Annotated in this window: 13 protein-coding genes; 8 read left to right on the top strand and 5 right to left on the bottom strand. The window is 30.3% G+C overall.

Annotated features, from left to right (window positions below; translation table 11 throughout):
* Positions 1-346 precede the first annotated feature (346 nt).
* The gene (locus tag FFWV33_RS17660) at positions 347-5,194 is read left to right on the top strand and encodes a P-loop domain-containing protein (protein WP_108742118.1); all 4,848 of its coding nucleotides are present in this window, start codon (positions 347-349) and stop codon (positions 5,192-5,194) included.
* 344 nt (positions 5,195-5,538) lie between these two features.
* Here the strand turns inward: FFWV33_RS17660 and FFWV33_RS17655 are convergent, their stop codons facing one another.
* Complete coding sequence (locus tag FFWV33_RS17655) at positions 5,539-5,718, bottom strand: hypothetical protein (protein ID WP_211316276.1); 180 nt, start codon at positions 5,716-5,718, stop codon at positions 5,539-5,541.
* A gap of 68 nt (positions 5,719-5,786) precedes the next feature.
* On the opposite strand from FFWV33_RS17655, the gene FFWV33_RS17650 reads away from it, so the two are divergent.
* The 3 genes from FFWV33_RS17650 to FFWV33_RS17635 all read left to right on the top strand — a co-directional run bounded on the left by FFWV33_RS17650 (position 5,787) and on the right by FFWV33_RS17635 (position 7,606).
* Entirely contained in the window at positions 5,787-6,098 is a 312-nt protein-coding gene (locus FFWV33_RS17650) for a transposase (protein ID WP_108742117.1), read from the top strand.
* A gap of 300 nt (positions 6,099-6,398) precedes the next feature.
* Positions 6,399-6,710: a transposase gene (locus FFWV33_RS17640; RefSeq protein ID WP_108739487.1), complete on the top strand. Its 312-nt coding sequence runs from the start codon at positions 6,399-6,401 to the stop codon at positions 6,708-6,710.
* A gap of 50 nt (positions 6,711-6,760) precedes the next feature.
* Positions 6,761-7,606, top strand: coding sequence for an IS3 family transposase (locus FFWV33_RS17635; RefSeq protein WP_245891521.1), 846 nt, complete (start codon positions 6,761-6,763; stop codon positions 7,604-7,606).
* 14 nt (positions 7,607-7,620) lie between these two features.
* On the opposite strand, the gene FFWV33_RS17630 is transcribed toward FFWV33_RS17635, so the two are convergent.
* The 4 genes from FFWV33_RS17630 to FFWV33_RS17610 all read right to left on the bottom strand — a co-directional run bounded on the left by FFWV33_RS17630 (position 7,621) and on the right by FFWV33_RS17610 (position 11,085).
* Positions 7,621-7,878, bottom strand: a complete 258-nt coding sequence (locus FFWV33_RS17630; protein WP_108742116.1) for a hypothetical protein — start codon at positions 7,876-7,878, stop codon at positions 7,621-7,623.
* 827 nt (positions 7,879-8,705) lie between these two features.
* The gene (locus tag FFWV33_RS17620; RefSeq protein ID WP_108742115.1) at positions 8,706-9,482 is read right to left on the bottom strand and encodes a hypothetical protein; all 777 of its coding nucleotides are present in this window, start codon (positions 9,480-9,482) and stop codon (positions 8,706-8,708) included.
* Between the two features lie 100 nt (positions 9,483-9,582).
* Entirely contained in the window at positions 9,583-9,849 is a 267-nt protein-coding gene (locus FFWV33_RS19615) for a hypothetical protein (protein ID WP_245891570.1), read from the bottom strand.
* Positions 9,850-10,392: 543 nt separating this feature from the next.
* The gene (locus FFWV33_RS17610) at positions 10,393-11,085 is read right to left on the bottom strand and encodes a hypothetical protein (protein WP_108742114.1); all 693 of its coding nucleotides are present in this window, start codon (positions 11,083-11,085) and stop codon (positions 10,393-10,395) included.
* An 89-nt stretch (positions 11,086-11,174) separates the two neighbouring features.
* Between FFWV33_RS17610 and FFWV33_RS17605 the strand changes: the two genes are divergently transcribed.
* From FFWV33_RS17605 to FFWV33_RS17590, 4 genes are all read left to right on the top strand, one after another.
* Entirely contained in the window at positions 11,175-11,594 is a 420-nt protein-coding gene (locus FFWV33_RS17605; RefSeq protein WP_108742602.1) for a winged helix-turn-helix transcriptional regulator, read from the top strand.
* Positions 11,595-11,878: 284 nt separating this feature from the next.
* The gene (locus tag FFWV33_RS17600) at positions 11,879-12,970 is read left to right on the top strand and encodes an efflux RND transporter periplasmic adaptor subunit (protein ID WP_108742113.1); all 1,092 of its coding nucleotides are present in this window, start codon (positions 11,879-11,881) and stop codon (positions 12,968-12,970) included.
* Positions 12,967-14,223: an ABC transporter permease gene (locus tag FFWV33_RS17595; protein WP_108742112.1), complete on the top strand. Its 1,257-nt coding sequence runs from the start codon at positions 12,967-12,969 to the stop codon at positions 14,221-14,223. Before FFWV33_RS17600 ends, FFWV33_RS17595 begins: the two co-directional genes overlap by 4 nt.
* A gap of 1 nt (position 14,224) precedes the next feature.
* Complete coding sequence (locus FFWV33_RS17590; protein ID WP_108742601.1) at positions 14,225-14,902, top strand: ABC transporter ATP-binding protein; 678 nt, start codon at positions 14,225-14,227, stop codon at positions 14,900-14,902.
* Positions 14,903-15,034: the final 132 nt, after the last annotated feature.

Genomic DNA, 15,034 nt, shown 5'->3' with positions numbered 1-15,034 from the left:
TTTTTTTTCAATATCTTAGCAGGGAATACAATCTTACAGAATTATAATCATAAATAATGGAAAACAAGATATATCAAGAAGAACAAAATCCATGAAATAGTATTTTTTATACTTGACTAGTAAGTACATTTTATAAAATAAAGTCTAACCGAATTATTTAACAGTTTGAATGGTCGAGTTATAAAAGGAAATTTAGTACTAAATGAAATAAGAGGATTGTTATTAAAGGTGTAGAAATGCCTGATAAATATATGAGATTTCAATGAGCTGTTTTCAATAAGAATAGTTAGGGTTTGAGGGAAAACTTAATAAAATCAGCAATACTGGTTATAATAAAATTAAACATATGTCTGAAGAAGCTAAAATAATAAGAACATACGATTACTCGATAGGATTTAATAGTAATATTATTCCTTCAATTAATAGAAAGCACTATGTTAGAGAATTAGAAGAACTTCTCGAAGAAAACCAAGTAGTTTTTTTAAATGGTGAGGAAGGTTCTGGAAAAACAATAATATGCCAAGAGTTTGTTAAAAAAAATGACACAATTGCATTGTCAGTTTTTTTTAACCCCAATAATAAGTTGGATTATACGCTAAATTATTTCTTGGATAATATTATCAATCAAATTTCATTTCTTCTTGGAGATATAGAAAATACGGAAGTTAATATAGATAGATACAGAGCTTTAATTAATAAATTAAGAAACAAATATAAAAACAAGAGAATATACTTCATTATTGATGGTTTATCTGAAAACATTAATCTGATGAAAGAAATTGTAGAGTACTTAAATTTAGGTCAAGCTGAATTTAAGTATATCATAATAGGAGATGAAAAACTGTATAAAAAAGAGATAAAGGATTTTAGTAGACTGATTACAACGAATATAAAAGTAGTTGGAATTTCAATTTATGAGATAAAACATTATTTAAATTTAACTAATCTTACCAGTAATGATGAAAATGATTTATATAAAATAACTAAAGGTCTTTTTTCTAGACTTTTTGTTATTAAACGACAATTAGAAAAAGGAGTTCTTTTATCCAAAATTATGGAATCTGAAGATTATAGTGAATGGATACAAATTGAATTAGATAAGATCGATTTAACAAATGAATCAATCATAAAAATACTTTCAATACTTTCATTAAGTCCAAACAGACTTTGTCTCGAAGATATCTCATTTATAATGGACATTGAACTAGAAGAGATAAGTGTACTAATCAATTCACTGGAATTTATTATTATTAAAGAGAATGAAATAGCATTTATTTCAAATTCCTATAAGAAATATGTTGCAGATAAATTCAAAAAAAATATCGATTCTGTAGAAAATTCTTTGATCATACTATTTAACAAAACTAATGATTTAGACAAAAAAATTGAATTAATAAAATTATTATTTGAGAAGAAAAAATGGACCGACATTAGCAATGAAGTAAATGATGATCTACTTATAAATTCATTCAAACACACTGGAAGTTTGAATAAAATTAATTCAATTATAAAAATTGGTAATAATGCTTCCAATCAATTGAAATCGCAGAACAATTTAGTTCATTTGTCGTTAAAAGGTAGCTACATTAATTACCTTGAAAATAACTTAGAATTAGTTTCGGATGTAGTGACAAAATTAGCTTTTAAAGACTACGAGGGAGCCTTAAATATTGCAAATAAATCATTTATTAATATTGAACGACTAAGATTATACTGCTTAATAGCAAAAAAACAGAAAAAAGATAATAATGTAATTGATGAAAATTTACTTTCTGACATTGAAGAGTTATTTGAGAAAAGCGACTTCTCAAATGCGGGAGACATAATTTATGATATAATATCTGACATGTTGATTATTGATCCCGCCATGGCTTTAAAAATAGTTGACAATAGTGAGTTGAATAGTAGTACCAACATTAATGATATGATTGTTGCTAAACTTTCAATTATGTCTTTAAACAACGAAATCGATAATGATAAAAAAGAATCCACTAATGAAAAATTAGAAAAATTTGCTAACTCTAAGTCTCGAAAGATTGCAAGGGCATTATCACTAATTTTAGGCGATTTTTCAATAGATAAAATCTTAACAGAGATAGAAAAAATAGAAGATTCGATAGAAAAAATCAAACTTATTCGTTTATACTTAGAAAACATCAAAAAATCCACTGAAGGATTAGGACAATTAATTGATCGAACATTTGATATTTTACTATCAACAAATGTTAATAATTTGATAAATTTAGAGATTCTAATTCTTTTGTCTTCAAAAATTAATTTAGTAGTTTCCTTAGAGGAAAAGGAGTCACTTTTGAAAAAATTAAGTTCTATTGATCAGTTAATAGTTGATAAAGGTTTATTTATAAATAAAATAAAATATAAAATAAATATTTTTAGTATCAAGTTTTCTAAATCACCAGACAGATCTTTTGAAATATTAGATGAAATTATTCAGGACATTGAAAAAGAAGATGATTTATTAATTAAAACTGAAGCTTTCTCGTTGGTTTACGAGTCTTTACATAAAAACTCAAACTATATACTTAAAAGTTTAAAATCAAAAAATTATAACTTATTAAATAAAAGTATCGATTTATTAATATATTCATCAGCGAATCAATACTCTATTTTTAGAAATATAATCAAAAATATCAGCTCCGTAGATATAAAGTTTGCTGTAGAAATATCTTCCAAAATAAACAATACTTTAAATAGAGATAAATCACTACTATCTGCTCTAGAAAATTATTTTTATAATGTAGATTTGAAAGATATAAATATTGATAATATTATTATTTATTTGGATTCATTTCAAGAAATATATTTGAGGAATCTCGCGATATCTATTATTTTTGAAAAATTTTCAGAAGAGGATGTGCTAAATAATTATTTTCTAAAGAAAATAAAAGAAATTTATTTTTCGATTGAAAAGGTTATAAATTCCACAACTTCATTGATTTTTTTAAATATTTTAATGTTTAAAATATTTAAAAAAAATGCAGAATTAAAAAACAACAAAGATTTAATAAATATTAAGTCTAAAATTAAAACTCTTATCTCTTATCTTTCTGATGATTGGACTAAATATGAAGTTGTAAATAATATTTGTTCAGAGTTAACTGAGTATGATTTAAACTTTTCAAAAGATATTTATAGTATCATTAAAAACAAAAAAGACAAGGATATCTTCTATTCCGAACTCTATTGCAAAAGTTTTCATTACAACATGGAATATTTAATTTTCTCTTTAGAGAGTTTAATTGAGAAAAAAATAAATGTTGATGTATATGTTGAACAGACTATTTTAACCATAAATAAAATACCTTCTGACTTGGTGAAGTTAGATTATTTTTCAAAATTAGGTTTTATCTTTTATTTACACAATCAAAGTAACCATAGTAAACAATTATTAGAAAAGAACATCTATCCTCTTTTAACTAATGAAAAAATTAGTTTAGAAGATTCCAATATTATTATATTTTTATATATCAATAATGAAGACTATGCCAAAAAGATAATCAGTAAATTTTCATACCATTATCGTAATGAAACATTTTATAAAATTGCTTTATTTTATTTAGACAATAACAATCCATATAAATTATATGAAGACAAAGTAACAATTTCAAATTTTAGTTATAACGATTTATCTAAATGCATATCAGCCTTTAAAAATGTTGATAGGGATTTAGAAATATTTAGAGTAATTGAAAAAATAGCTGATAAGATTTCCCACAAAGAAGCTAATTTAAATACTACTCAAATAAGTTATATTGTTGATGAATTAGACACAATTATAGAAACAAAATTACCAGACAGCATAAATATTCAACATGAAGGTTATAAAATAATAAGTAAAGTACAACTTAATAGAATAAATAAAAATTATTTAAATTCTAAAGATGCACTAATTGAGTGCTCCAAAGTTGCAAATATTTCAGACAGAATCTTTATTAAATCAATAATTTTAAGAGATTTAACTAAAACGCCAATTGAACGAAAACAATTATTTGATGATATAATAAACGATTTAGAAGAAATCAATATTACTTTTGAATATATTGAGCGCATAAATGAAATATCGGAAACCATGTATTCTGTCAATAATTCAGCATGGAGTAAAGTAGTAAAATCAGCTCTGACCTTTTCAAATAATTTAGATGACAAATATGAAATTTACAAGTACCAAAGAAATCTTATTGACACTATTCATAAAATAGATGAAAAATTGTGTAATGAATTAATAGAGTCTGTAGATTGTTTGGACAAAATCGATAATAAAGATATTATTAAGAAGCACCTTTCTCGTTTAGAATTACTTAAAAAAGTTAAAAACAATCAAACAATTGAAGAAAAAGAAAAGGAGAATCAAAATAATTTACTGTATGCAATTTATAACTCTTTAATGCTTTTAAATTCAGGTAAAATATCTCCAAAGAAAATTATAGATATTAACAAAATACTTGATATCTCATATAGTATTCCGATAGATAAATCAATAATCATTTATCTATATTATTTAGAAAATATATCGAAGAAAAAATATCCAAAAGCGGAAGAGTTGAAAATTAAAGACTTACTATTAGAAAACCTGAAGTGTACATTCGATAATTTTGAGTTCTTAAAAAGACTGCATGTGCAAAATTTTAAAGAAAAAACTGAAATCACATTTGAATTAATAAATAGTAATAACTTAAGTATTGAGATTGGAGAACGTGAAAAAGGAAAAAATTATATAAAGGACTGGATTCTAAATGAAGCTAAAAATAACATCATTATTATTGATTCATATTTTAGTTATGATGATCTTGAGTTGATAAAATTAATAACTTCAATAAATAACGATACGGAACTAATTGTGCTTGGTAATAAATTAACGGACAAAAATACAATTTTAGAAAAATGGAAAATAATATCTTCTGAAGACTTCCCAATTAGTGAGTTTATTTTTGCTTCGAAACAGGACAAAACATCTCCTTTTCATGATAGATATATTTTTTCGTTGGAAAATAAAAAAGCTCTTAGACTAGGCACTTCTTATAATCAAATGGGTATAAGAAAAGCAACAGAAATTTCTAAACTGGAAGGAAGTGAATATCAGCATATCTATAATACTATTGTTCAAAATTTTATTATAGATAAAAATAGGACTATTAATAAAGAAAGAATAAATTATGACACATTTCAATTTTAAGTAATTTTGACAAATTACATAAATTAGCAACTAGCATAAATGTATTTGTTAATGTGTTGTAAGTAAACCATTGTAATTTTTTAATTCTAAGCCTTATAGTTTCTTTTATAGTAAATGTCTCAGCTACTGCACGAGGTCTTTCGTGTGGTAGGAAGGACTATCCAATTCTCAATAAAACAAATTACCAACTTTTGAACAACAACAACAACAACAACAACAACAACAACAACAACAACAACAACATTTTCGACCCAAAATTAGCGCCAATAGCAATATTGTCAATAGTAAAAAAAAAATAAGATAGTACAAACTCAAATTTGCACTATCTTATTTTTTTATGTTCTCTAATAAGCTACTTTCGCTTTATTTTCCAACTTAGGTTCTACAATAGGGTACAAGTTGTAGGTTGGATAAATTTCGGTTTTGAAAGCCTTCCAAGCGGTTCTTTCAATGGCTAGATTGACAGCTGCTAATTTGGAAGCAGGAAGTTCTAAGACCACCATTTGTCCAATCCCCATAACCACATACCAGTTATTTTAGCCCCTTATAAGTTCAGAGTGATATTTTAAATTTCAAATAGTACATTTGAGAGATGAAATACAAGAAATGGAGTTTAGAAGAGAAGTTAGAAATTTTATCTTCTTGCGAAGAATTAGGCGTTGTAGAAACCTGTGGTAAATACAGTGTTAGTACAGGAAGTTTGTATAGTTGGAAGAAGAAGCATGAAAAACAAGGAGAGGCAGGCTTAAAAGTCACTTATGACGATCGTAGCAAAGAGTTAAAGCAAGCAGTGGAAGAGAACAGAATTCTACGCAAATTATTAGCTAATAAAGAAATTGAACTTGAGATTGGACGTGAACTTTTAAAAAAAAAGTTTGGGACATCCGATCCAAGAAAGATTTAGTTGATAGAATCTGTATCAAACATAAAATCAGTAAAAGCAAAATCATTTTTATGTTAGGTATGAATCAAAGCAGCTATTACCGAAGACCAAGTCTTGGTAAGAAAGGTAATAAACCTAGTGTCTTTACTCATAATAAGCACAAGGGAATGGTGTGTCAAGAAACTGTTATAGCATCGGTTAAAGAGATTTTAAGCCATGAGTATATAGACTGCGGATACCGCTTAATGACTTCTTACTTACTATTTTAGCCCCTTATAAGTTCAGAGTGATATTCTAAATTTCAAATAGTACATTTGAGATATGAAATACAAGAAATGGAGTTTAGAAGAGAAGTTGGAAATTTTATCTTCTTGCGAAGATTTAGGCGTTGTAGAAACCTGTCGTAAATACAGTGTTAGTACAGGAAGTTTGTATAGTTGGAAGAAGAAGCATGAAAAACAAGGAGAGGCAGGCTTAAAAGTTACTTATGACGATCGTAGCAAAGAGTTAAAGCAAGCTGAGGAAGAGAACAGAATTCTACGTAAATTATTAGCTAATAAAGAAATTGAACTAGAAATTGGACGTGAACTTTTAAAAAAAAAGTTTGGGACGTCCGATCCAAGAAAGATTTAGTTGATAGTATCTGTAGCAAACATAAAATCAGTAAAAGCAAAGTCATTTGTATGTTAGGTATGAATCAAAGCAGCTATTACCGAAGGCCAAGTCTTGGCAAAAAAGGTAATAAGCCTAGTGTCTTTACTTATAATAAGTTCAAGGGAATGGTGAGTCAAGAAACTGTTATAGCATCGGTTAAAGAGATTTTAAGCCATGAGTTTATAGACTGCGGATACCGCTTAATGACTTCTTACTTACATCGAGATGGATATAAGATTAATCACAAAAAGCTTTACCGAATTATGAAAGAAGAAGGCTTGTTAAAACTCGAAAATAGGATAAACAGGAGTGGTTCTGGGCGTAAGTTTGTAAAATATAGAAAGGTTATTACTGTTAGGCCGTTTCAGTGTATAGAAATGGATATTAAGATGGTTTGGATTCCTAGTGTAGGTAAAAATGCCTACTTACTATCAATCATAGACGTTCATACCCGTAGAATTTTAAAAGATTACTTCTCTTTTTCAATAAAACAGAACAAAGTAATAACATTCCTTTCTGATTTATTTTTAGAATACCAATACCCTGAAAACGTTGTTATTAGAAGTGATAATGGTAGTCAATTTATTGCCAAAAGTGTTCGTGAATACCTAGGTATAATAGGTGTTCAGCAGGAATTTACACATGTAGCCACACCTGAAGAAAATGCACATATTGAAGCTTATCATGGAATCCTAAAAAAAGAAGTGTTCCAAAGGGTTGATTATAGAACTTTTGGAGAAATTGAACAGATATTAAAAAGGTATGTGATTTTCTATAACAATAATAGGCTGCATGGGCTATTAGGACGTATTACACCAATGGAAAAATGGAACCAAGATAAAGATCTAATTTTATTGGAAAAATTAACCGCATAATTAATAATCGAAATTTAGAATAATACTCTTGTTTTATAGGGGTCAAAACACCAGTTTACTACAGAAACTCCCTCGGGTGGGAAATTTTTATAAAAACCTTGATCGGTTCTAATCTTTTCGATCTCATTCAAATTCATGCTTTGATCATGTTTAAGAAAAATGGTCAACAACAACTTGTCATCGGGTTTTGGAGTAGGAACAGTTTCTTTATTTGATTGAGCATAACCAAGGATTTGGACTAAAAAGAGTCCGATTACTAATGCGTATTTCATATTTTAAATTTTTTAAGTTTTTGTTTTTAGCATTTTAATTGCAAGTTATTTTTATAGTTGTCAATCTATAGTTAATAGAAAAGCCCAGATTCAAACCTTCCTTTGCCTGTACAGTCATTGTAAAAGGGGCTTTAAATTTTTAGTACTTTGCTTTTATGTTTTTGGAATTCAAGAGAATAGGTTTTTTCGCTTGTCTATCAAAGGTAATCATTACTACTTCAATTTCTTATCATGTATGCCATTTGTTTATTGGTCATTTCATGAGCTGTAAATAGTAAATATTCTTCATTTGCTCCGTTTTTGGCATCAGGTAAGATTACTCGATTTCCTTTTTGCAGCTTTGTTGCTGATGTTTCTAATTGTTGCTACCTTCCAATAACAGTGGTTGGTATTCTATTTGACTCTCCTAATTCTAGATCGCTTGTTACTAATTTTCACAATAGCAAAAATAGCTTTGTTTTGAGCTAAACCATTTGACCTAAGTCAATAAATAAATTGATTCTCGCAATACTCGAGTAAATGTTACTCATAAGGTGTAGAATTATTATCTGCAATTCAAAAGTAGTCAGAGAGATGCTTTAAAGTGATTTGGCGTTAATTGGTAATAGTTTGTAGGATATAGATTTTCATTCTTCATGATGCCGAATAGTTAGCAATATAAAATTTGCGATAGATTCTGAATACTATAAAATCCTTATTTTCTCTAATTAACTTCTTCCTTTTTAGTCACAGCAGTACTTTTACATTCCGCACTTGTAATGAAATCTCCAATACACTTTTTGATCAACCCTCGAGCTGCATACACGCAACTTTGTAAAATGTTTTTGTTATTTCCTTTGTTTAGAAAAACTCTCCCCTTCACCAACTAATGAAAAGCTTGTATTAGCTCTTCCACTTCCAATTTTCAATATTTTAGCAGTTCCGTTATCGAAATTTAGGGTTACTGTTTTTGCAATTAATTTAAATTTTCCTTCAATTTTTTTTCCATCACCTTCATCGAATGTAAATCTTCCATTATCGAAGAAGCTCAGTTTTCTTACTGCATAATGTGGCGTAATCCAATTTCCAATTAAATTACCTTTCGAATAAGACGCCAGGTCATAATCTTTTTTTGCAGTCAAATTTATCATTTTAGAATATTCCTGTTGTTTCCCGTTATTAATCAACTTTAGAAAAACTCCCGTTGATTCTGCAGTTTCTCCCACAAGATTATTTTCTATGATATAACTCCATTCTCCGGTTTTAAATATATAATGGGATCCTCCGCTTGTTCCTTGGTTTTCAACTTTTCCGTCGTAGAGGACAAGGGTTGGTTTGGTAGCGATTGATTTTGGTTTATCCCAAGAACTGTATCTTAAATCTCCATTTTTGAGATTGTCTATTTTTATAATGAACTTTTTATTTTCGCAGTAGATAATAGTATTCTCCACTTCTGAATTGAGTTTTAGCATTTGTTTTTCTGCGGTGATCTCTTTTGTTTTCGTTTCGAGCTTATTCTCTTTTTGAGTTAATTCGGTTTCTTTCTGAGTAATATTATTTTTGTTTTCTGAATTTTTACATGAAAAGAAGCTAATTAGTATGGCTAAACTTATAAAATGTTTCATAGTATAATTTATTCTGTGTTGTTAATTTGATAAAAGCTTTTATAACGCTTTGTGTTTAGATCTACATTTATACTGCTTTTATACAATATTGATGCCCTTTTTATTTCAGTTCCTCTATTTTCTTTTCAGTAATAAGCGGTTTGCCATTTAATGCCTGAACTAATGTTGATACTGCAAGAAGTCCATATAGAATTGAAACAACTATTGTTGCTTTGGTGTTTTTAAAAATATAAAAGGAAAGTAGTGGAAGTAGCTGTAAAGCATGCATGCCTATAAAGTGAGAAACTCTCAAATCGCCCACCGTTTTACTCCAACCAATCAGCCACATATTTGAATTATCATTGATTGCACCGACACTGTGATTCATGCGCGACCCCATTAAACCTCCTTCGAATGAAAAAACCACGAAAATTAAAATTCCTAAACGAATGGACCAAACATAATAGGATGGTAAATTTGGGAAAAGACTGTGTAAAAAACAGCAATCCAATATAAGCAGTATACAAGGTAACTACTGCGGCTACTAAACCCATTAGTGAGTACAGCAGCGAATAGGTTGGTGTGCTAATATTGTAATGCGATAATTGCCCTTTTGATGCTTGAAAAATAATATACAGCAGTTCAAGACTAAACAATATAATGACTGTCCAGTTAAAAGGGGAAGTATTAAAATCAGATATATAGTAGCAGTACCAAGCCATAGTCCACGAGTACAATCCTAATGAGACTGCAAATTTGAAAGGTTTGAACCAAGCATTTACTCCGTGAATTTGTGTTGCTGTTGTCTTAGTTAATACAATACAAATTACTGAAAGTAGTAAGCAGAACAAACCAAAGTAAAACAAGGCGTCGTTACGGACTTTTAATTCTTTTATAAAACCTATAAAACCTTCTATCATCATGTAATTATTTAGGCAATTTTGTATCTCGGCACAAAATAATTCAAACAGTATAGCATCGCGCCATACGTCAAAATTAAGGTGGGCATATTGGTATTAAAACCCAAATCAAATTCTGGAATACCCAACAATTCTCTAAAAGAACGTGTTGCGATCAGTAACATAAAAATTAATCCATAGCCAAAAACGGCAATAATCGCTATTTTGTTGGTAGCAGTTCGTGTAACGCCATTTTTCGTTTCTTCAGTAAAGAAATACCAGAGTGCAACAGCGCTAAAAAGGGCTTCTATCAAAATAGCAATGTATGGAGAAGCAGCGTACAAACCAAGACCCGCCTCAGTAGTGCCTGCGCCAAATACATGATGCATATGACCAGAGAAGAAATCCAAAACAAAATGAATTCCGATTAAAAACATACTGACTATTCCTATTTGGGTACTTTTGAATACTAATTTCCCTATGATGAAAACAATAGCCAACCAGAACAATAGTGGTAACAAGTCGTGACTATACAACATATCTACCGCCATATTGCTTAATGTGGCATCAAAGGCATCACTTGGTGTAGTGGTTTCCAATCCCAGATAATGAAAGGTAAACCAGAGTAAATCCTGCAATTGTGATAGGATTAAAAAATATAATAAAGCTCCTTTTGGATACTTTTGCTTCGCTATTAATGCTGTTGTGAAATGTCCTGCTAACATATTTGTTGTTTAAATTTTGTATTTTTGCTATCGAATCGAAAGCAAAAATAACAATTACTATCGAATCAATAGTAATAATTTTAAAAAAAATGGAAAAAGAATTTCGTTCAGGCTGTCCAATCTCTTCTACGCTTGATGTTGTAGGCGACAAATGGTCTTTGTTAATTATAAGAGATATGCTCGTTAAACACAAGAAGACGTTCAAAGAAATATCAGATTCTGATGAGAAAATTGCACCGAGTATTTTATCTGCCCGACTAAAATTATTAGAAACCTATAAGTTAATCTTCAAAATAAAACTTCCTAAAAATAAGAAAGAGAACATTTATTTGTTAACCCCAAAAGGCATTAGTTTAACGCCGATTATTGTCGAATTCAGTTTGTGGGGAACTGATAATATGCGCGAGTTCACTACCATTGATAATATCGACGGACTAAATTTAGACAAGTCGGATATTATAAAATCAGTGCAGGATTGTTATAGTGCTATGGTGACTGCTCATTGTTGAGGTGCCAGGTGAAATTCGTGTCTGCCTTTTTATAAAACCCCTAATCAAAGTTGAAAGTGAATACCTAGGTATAGGATGTTATAATTATCCGCTACAGGCGCAATGCCACAGATGACGATGCTAATTTTGTAAACCCAAAACTATTTTCTCCAAATAGAAGTAGGATAGTTTAAAAAAACAGATCTGATTATTTGAATATAAATCAGTGTTGCCTCCTTAAAAAACAGAAAAAAGCGGTAAATTTATAGTATCATTAATTATTGATTTTTATTAAATACATGAGAATGAAATCCAGATATTGCTCTTATTTTACCATTTTGTTTGTGGTGTTTTCTTGTTCGAAAAAAGCAGAAGGAATACAACCCACCGTTAGTGACGTAACCGAAAGTGTCTATGCATCGGGAGTCATTAAGGCAGACGATCAATATACCGTTTATTCTACCGTAAATGGAATTCTACAAGCTATAAAAGTCACCGCTGGACAATCAATAAGTCAAGGGCAACTATTATTCGAAATAGAAAGCAAAAAAGCCGACCTTGATACCCAAAACGCACAATTGACATACCAATTGAGCACAGAAAATAGTCGATATATTCAGGATCGAATTGCGGAAATAGAAATGAAGGTGCAGGCTGCAAAAGACAAACTCACTCTTGACGAATCTATTTTGAACAGAAATAAAAAAGTGAGGGCTCTCGAAGGAATTTCTGAGGTTGATTTTGAAAAAATCGAACTGACCTATAAAAGTTCTAAAATTAATTACGAAAGCACCAAAAAACAATTGGCTCAACTCAAAGCACAATTAGAAAACGATCAAAACCGCAATAGTAATCGACTGAAATACTCGCAAAATTCACAGAGTGATTACAATATAAAAAGTGCTTTTACAGGACGTTTATTTGATGTTTTGGTCAAAGAAGGCAGTTTGGTGACCAATCAGACTCCGCTTGCCATTATTGGTAAATCTGATTCGTTTTTATTGGAATTAGAGGTAGATGAAAATGATATGGTTCGAGTAGCTATTGGTCAAAAAGTGGTGGTAACGATGGACAGTTACAAAGGACAAACTTTTGACGCTACGGTCGATAAAATTTATCCCATCATGGACGAGCGTTCCCGTACGTTCAAAATCGAAGCGCACTTTGTAAATCCACCTCAAAAACTATATCCAAACCTCACGGCCGAAGCCAATATCGTTATCAAAACCAAGAAGAACGCCATAACTATTCCGAGAAGTTATTTGATAGATAACCAATATGTACTGGTGAATGAGGATGAAAAAAGAAAAGTAAAAATAGGATTGAGCGATTACGAAAAAGTAGAGATAGTAGCAGGATTGAAAAAAGAAGAAACTATTTATACTCCCAAAAAGTGAATTACAAACTAATTTTAGATATCGCTGTTCACTTGCTTAGAGCCAGACTGAAACAAACTATTGTTGCCGCAGTTGGGGTTACTTTTAGTATTGCTATGTTTATTTCTTTGGTCAGTTTTATGAGCGGCTTGAATGGCTTACTTGATGGCTTAATGCTCAATAGAACGCCACATATCCGAATGTTTAATGAAGTAAAACCATCGGATAATCAACCTTTGTCTTTGTCGAAAGATTACAAAGGGAATGCTGTTTTCATTCATTCGATAAAACCAAAAGACAGAGGGAAATCGATCTACAACAGCATGTCGATTATTAGGACTTTGAAGCAAGACAAACGCATAATTGATGTCGCACCAAAGGTAATGGCTTCGGTTTTATATAATTCGGGAACTATTGAGATTTCTGGTATGGTGAACGGAATCGATGTGGTGGCAGAGAATACTCTTTTTAAGATTAGCGATTACATCAAAGAAGGGAAATTATCAGATTTATTTCAGAATAATAGCATCATTATAGGCAAGGGATTGTCGGACAAAATGTTGCTTTCGGTTGGAGATATAATCAAAGTTTCTACTTCCAACGGTACTTTATCCTCTTTGAAAATTGTCGGAATTTCTGAGACCGGCATCGCCGATATTGATAATATGGCGAGTTATACTTCTTTGGCTACAGCCCAAAAAATAGTTGGTCAGCCTAAAAATTATATCACCGATATACAAGTAAATTTATATAAAAAAGAAAATGCAGTGGCTATTGCCCACGAATTTCATACCGTTTTTGATGTCGATACTATAGATTATTTAGCGGCAAATGTGCAATTTGAAACTGGAAGTACAGTCCGAAGCATTATATCGTATGCAGTTGGGATTGTTTTATTGATCGTGGCTGGTTTTGGGATTTATAATATTTTAAACATGATGATTTACGAAAAAATGGATAGCATTGCAATTCTCAAAGCAACAGGATTTTCCGGTAGTGATGTAAAATGGATTTTTATATCCCTTTCTATAATTATTGGTGTTACGGGAGGTGTATTTGGGTTAATTTTTGGCTTTATTTTTTCGAGTATAATTGATGTGATTCCTTTTTCATCACCATCAGTCCCTTCGGTAACCACGTACCCCATTGATTATAATAGTATTTACTATGTTATCGGACTTGTATTTGCGCTTTTCACAACCCTCATCTCTGGATTTTTTCCAGCCATGAAAGCGAGTAGAGTAGATCCAGTTGAAATTATTAGAGGAAAATAAGATGAAAGAAACAATATTAGAAACCAAAGGCTTAATTAAATATTTCTATAATCCCAGCAAATTTCAGGTGATTAAAAGTGTTGATTTAAAGATACAGCAAGGAGAGTTTGTTTCGATTGTTGGGAAATCAGGTTGCGGTAAATCCACTTTATTGTATTTGTTATCGACCATGGATACCGATTATGAAGGGCAATTATTCATTCATAATCAACTAATCACTGGACAATCAGATCAAAATTTAGCGAAAATCAGAAATGAAAAAATTGGTTTTGTATTTCAATTTCACTACTTATTACCCGAATATAATGTGCTCAACAATGTGATGCTTCCGGGCTTAAAACTAGGAAAGTATTCTAAGAAAGAGTTAGAGCAAAGAGCGTTGAAGCATTTAAAAACGCTGGAAATTGATCAGCATGCTTTAAAAATGCCTAATCAATTGAGCGGTGGAGAAAAACAGCGCGTTGCCATTGCTCGTGCCTTAATAAACGATCCTTTGATTATCATGGGCGATGAACCTACGGGGAACTTGGATCGAAAAAGCGGGGATGTTGTATTTGATATCTTCAAAAAATTAGCTACCGATTTCAATCAAACAATCCTAATTGTTACTCATGATCCCGATTTTGCCCACAAAACGGATCGAATTATTACTATGGAAGATGGTAAAATAATCTCTTAAAGATGAGATCTAATTCTAGTGTTTCTACATTTTTTTTTAATTTTTAAAATCTATAGTGCTAAATTAATGAATAAATTCTGCTAGCTGATCTAGGTCATTTCAAACAGTGCCATATTGAGATACTTTTGATGA

Origin of the sequence: Flavobacterium faecale, assembly GCF_003076455.1 — a bacterium.
Classification (GTDB): domain Bacteria; phylum Bacteroidota; class Bacteroidia; order Flavobacteriales; family Flavobacteriaceae; genus Flavobacterium; species Flavobacterium faecale.
Note: the sequence above shows the minus strand (reverse complement) of the source record. Positions and strands in the feature narration are given on the sequence as shown.

Excerpts from the sequence above, each read along its gene's own strand:
- FFWV33_RS19615 (WP_245891570.1), bottom strand. The coding sequence starts at position 9,849 with ATGAATCACAGTGTCGGTGCAATCAATGATAATTCAAATATGTGGCTG.
- FFWV33_RS17590 (WP_108742601.1), top strand. The coding sequence starts at position 14,225 with ATGAAAGAAACAATATTAGAAACCAAAGGCTTAATTAAATATTTCTAT.
- FFWV33_RS17630 (WP_108742116.1), bottom strand. The coding sequence starts at position 7,878 with ATGAAATACGCATTAGTAATCGGACTCTTTTTAGTCCAAATCCTTGGT.
- FFWV33_RS17605 (WP_108742602.1), top strand. The coding sequence starts at position 11,175 with ATGGAAAAAGAATTTCGTTCAGGCTGTCCAATCTCTTCTACGCTTGAT.
- FFWV33_RS17650 (WP_108742117.1), top strand. The coding sequence starts at position 5,787 with ATGAAATACAAGAAATGGAGTTTAGAAGAGAAGTTAGAAATTTTATCT.
- FFWV33_RS17610 (WP_108742114.1), bottom strand. The coding sequence starts at position 11,085 with ATGTTAGCAGGACATTTCACAACAGCATTAATAGCGAAGCAAAAGTAT.
- FFWV33_RS17600 (WP_108742113.1), top strand. The coding sequence starts at position 11,879 with ATGAAATCCAGATATTGCTCTTATTTTACCATTTTGTTTGTGGTGTTT.
- FFWV33_RS17660 (WP_108742118.1), top strand. The coding sequence starts at position 347 with ATGTCTGAAGAAGCTAAAATAATAAGAACATACGATTACTCGATAGGA.
- FFWV33_RS17640 (WP_108739487.1), top strand. The coding sequence starts at position 6,399 with ATGAAATACAAGAAATGGAGTTTAGAAGAGAAGTTGGAAATTTTATCT.
- FFWV33_RS17635 (WP_245891521.1), top strand. The coding sequence starts at position 6,761 with ATGTTAGGTATGAATCAAAGCAGCTATTACCGAAGGCCAAGTCTTGGC.
- FFWV33_RS17620 (WP_108742115.1), bottom strand. The coding sequence starts at position 9,482 with ATGAAACATTTTATAAGTTTAGCCATACTAATTAGCTTCTTTTCATGT.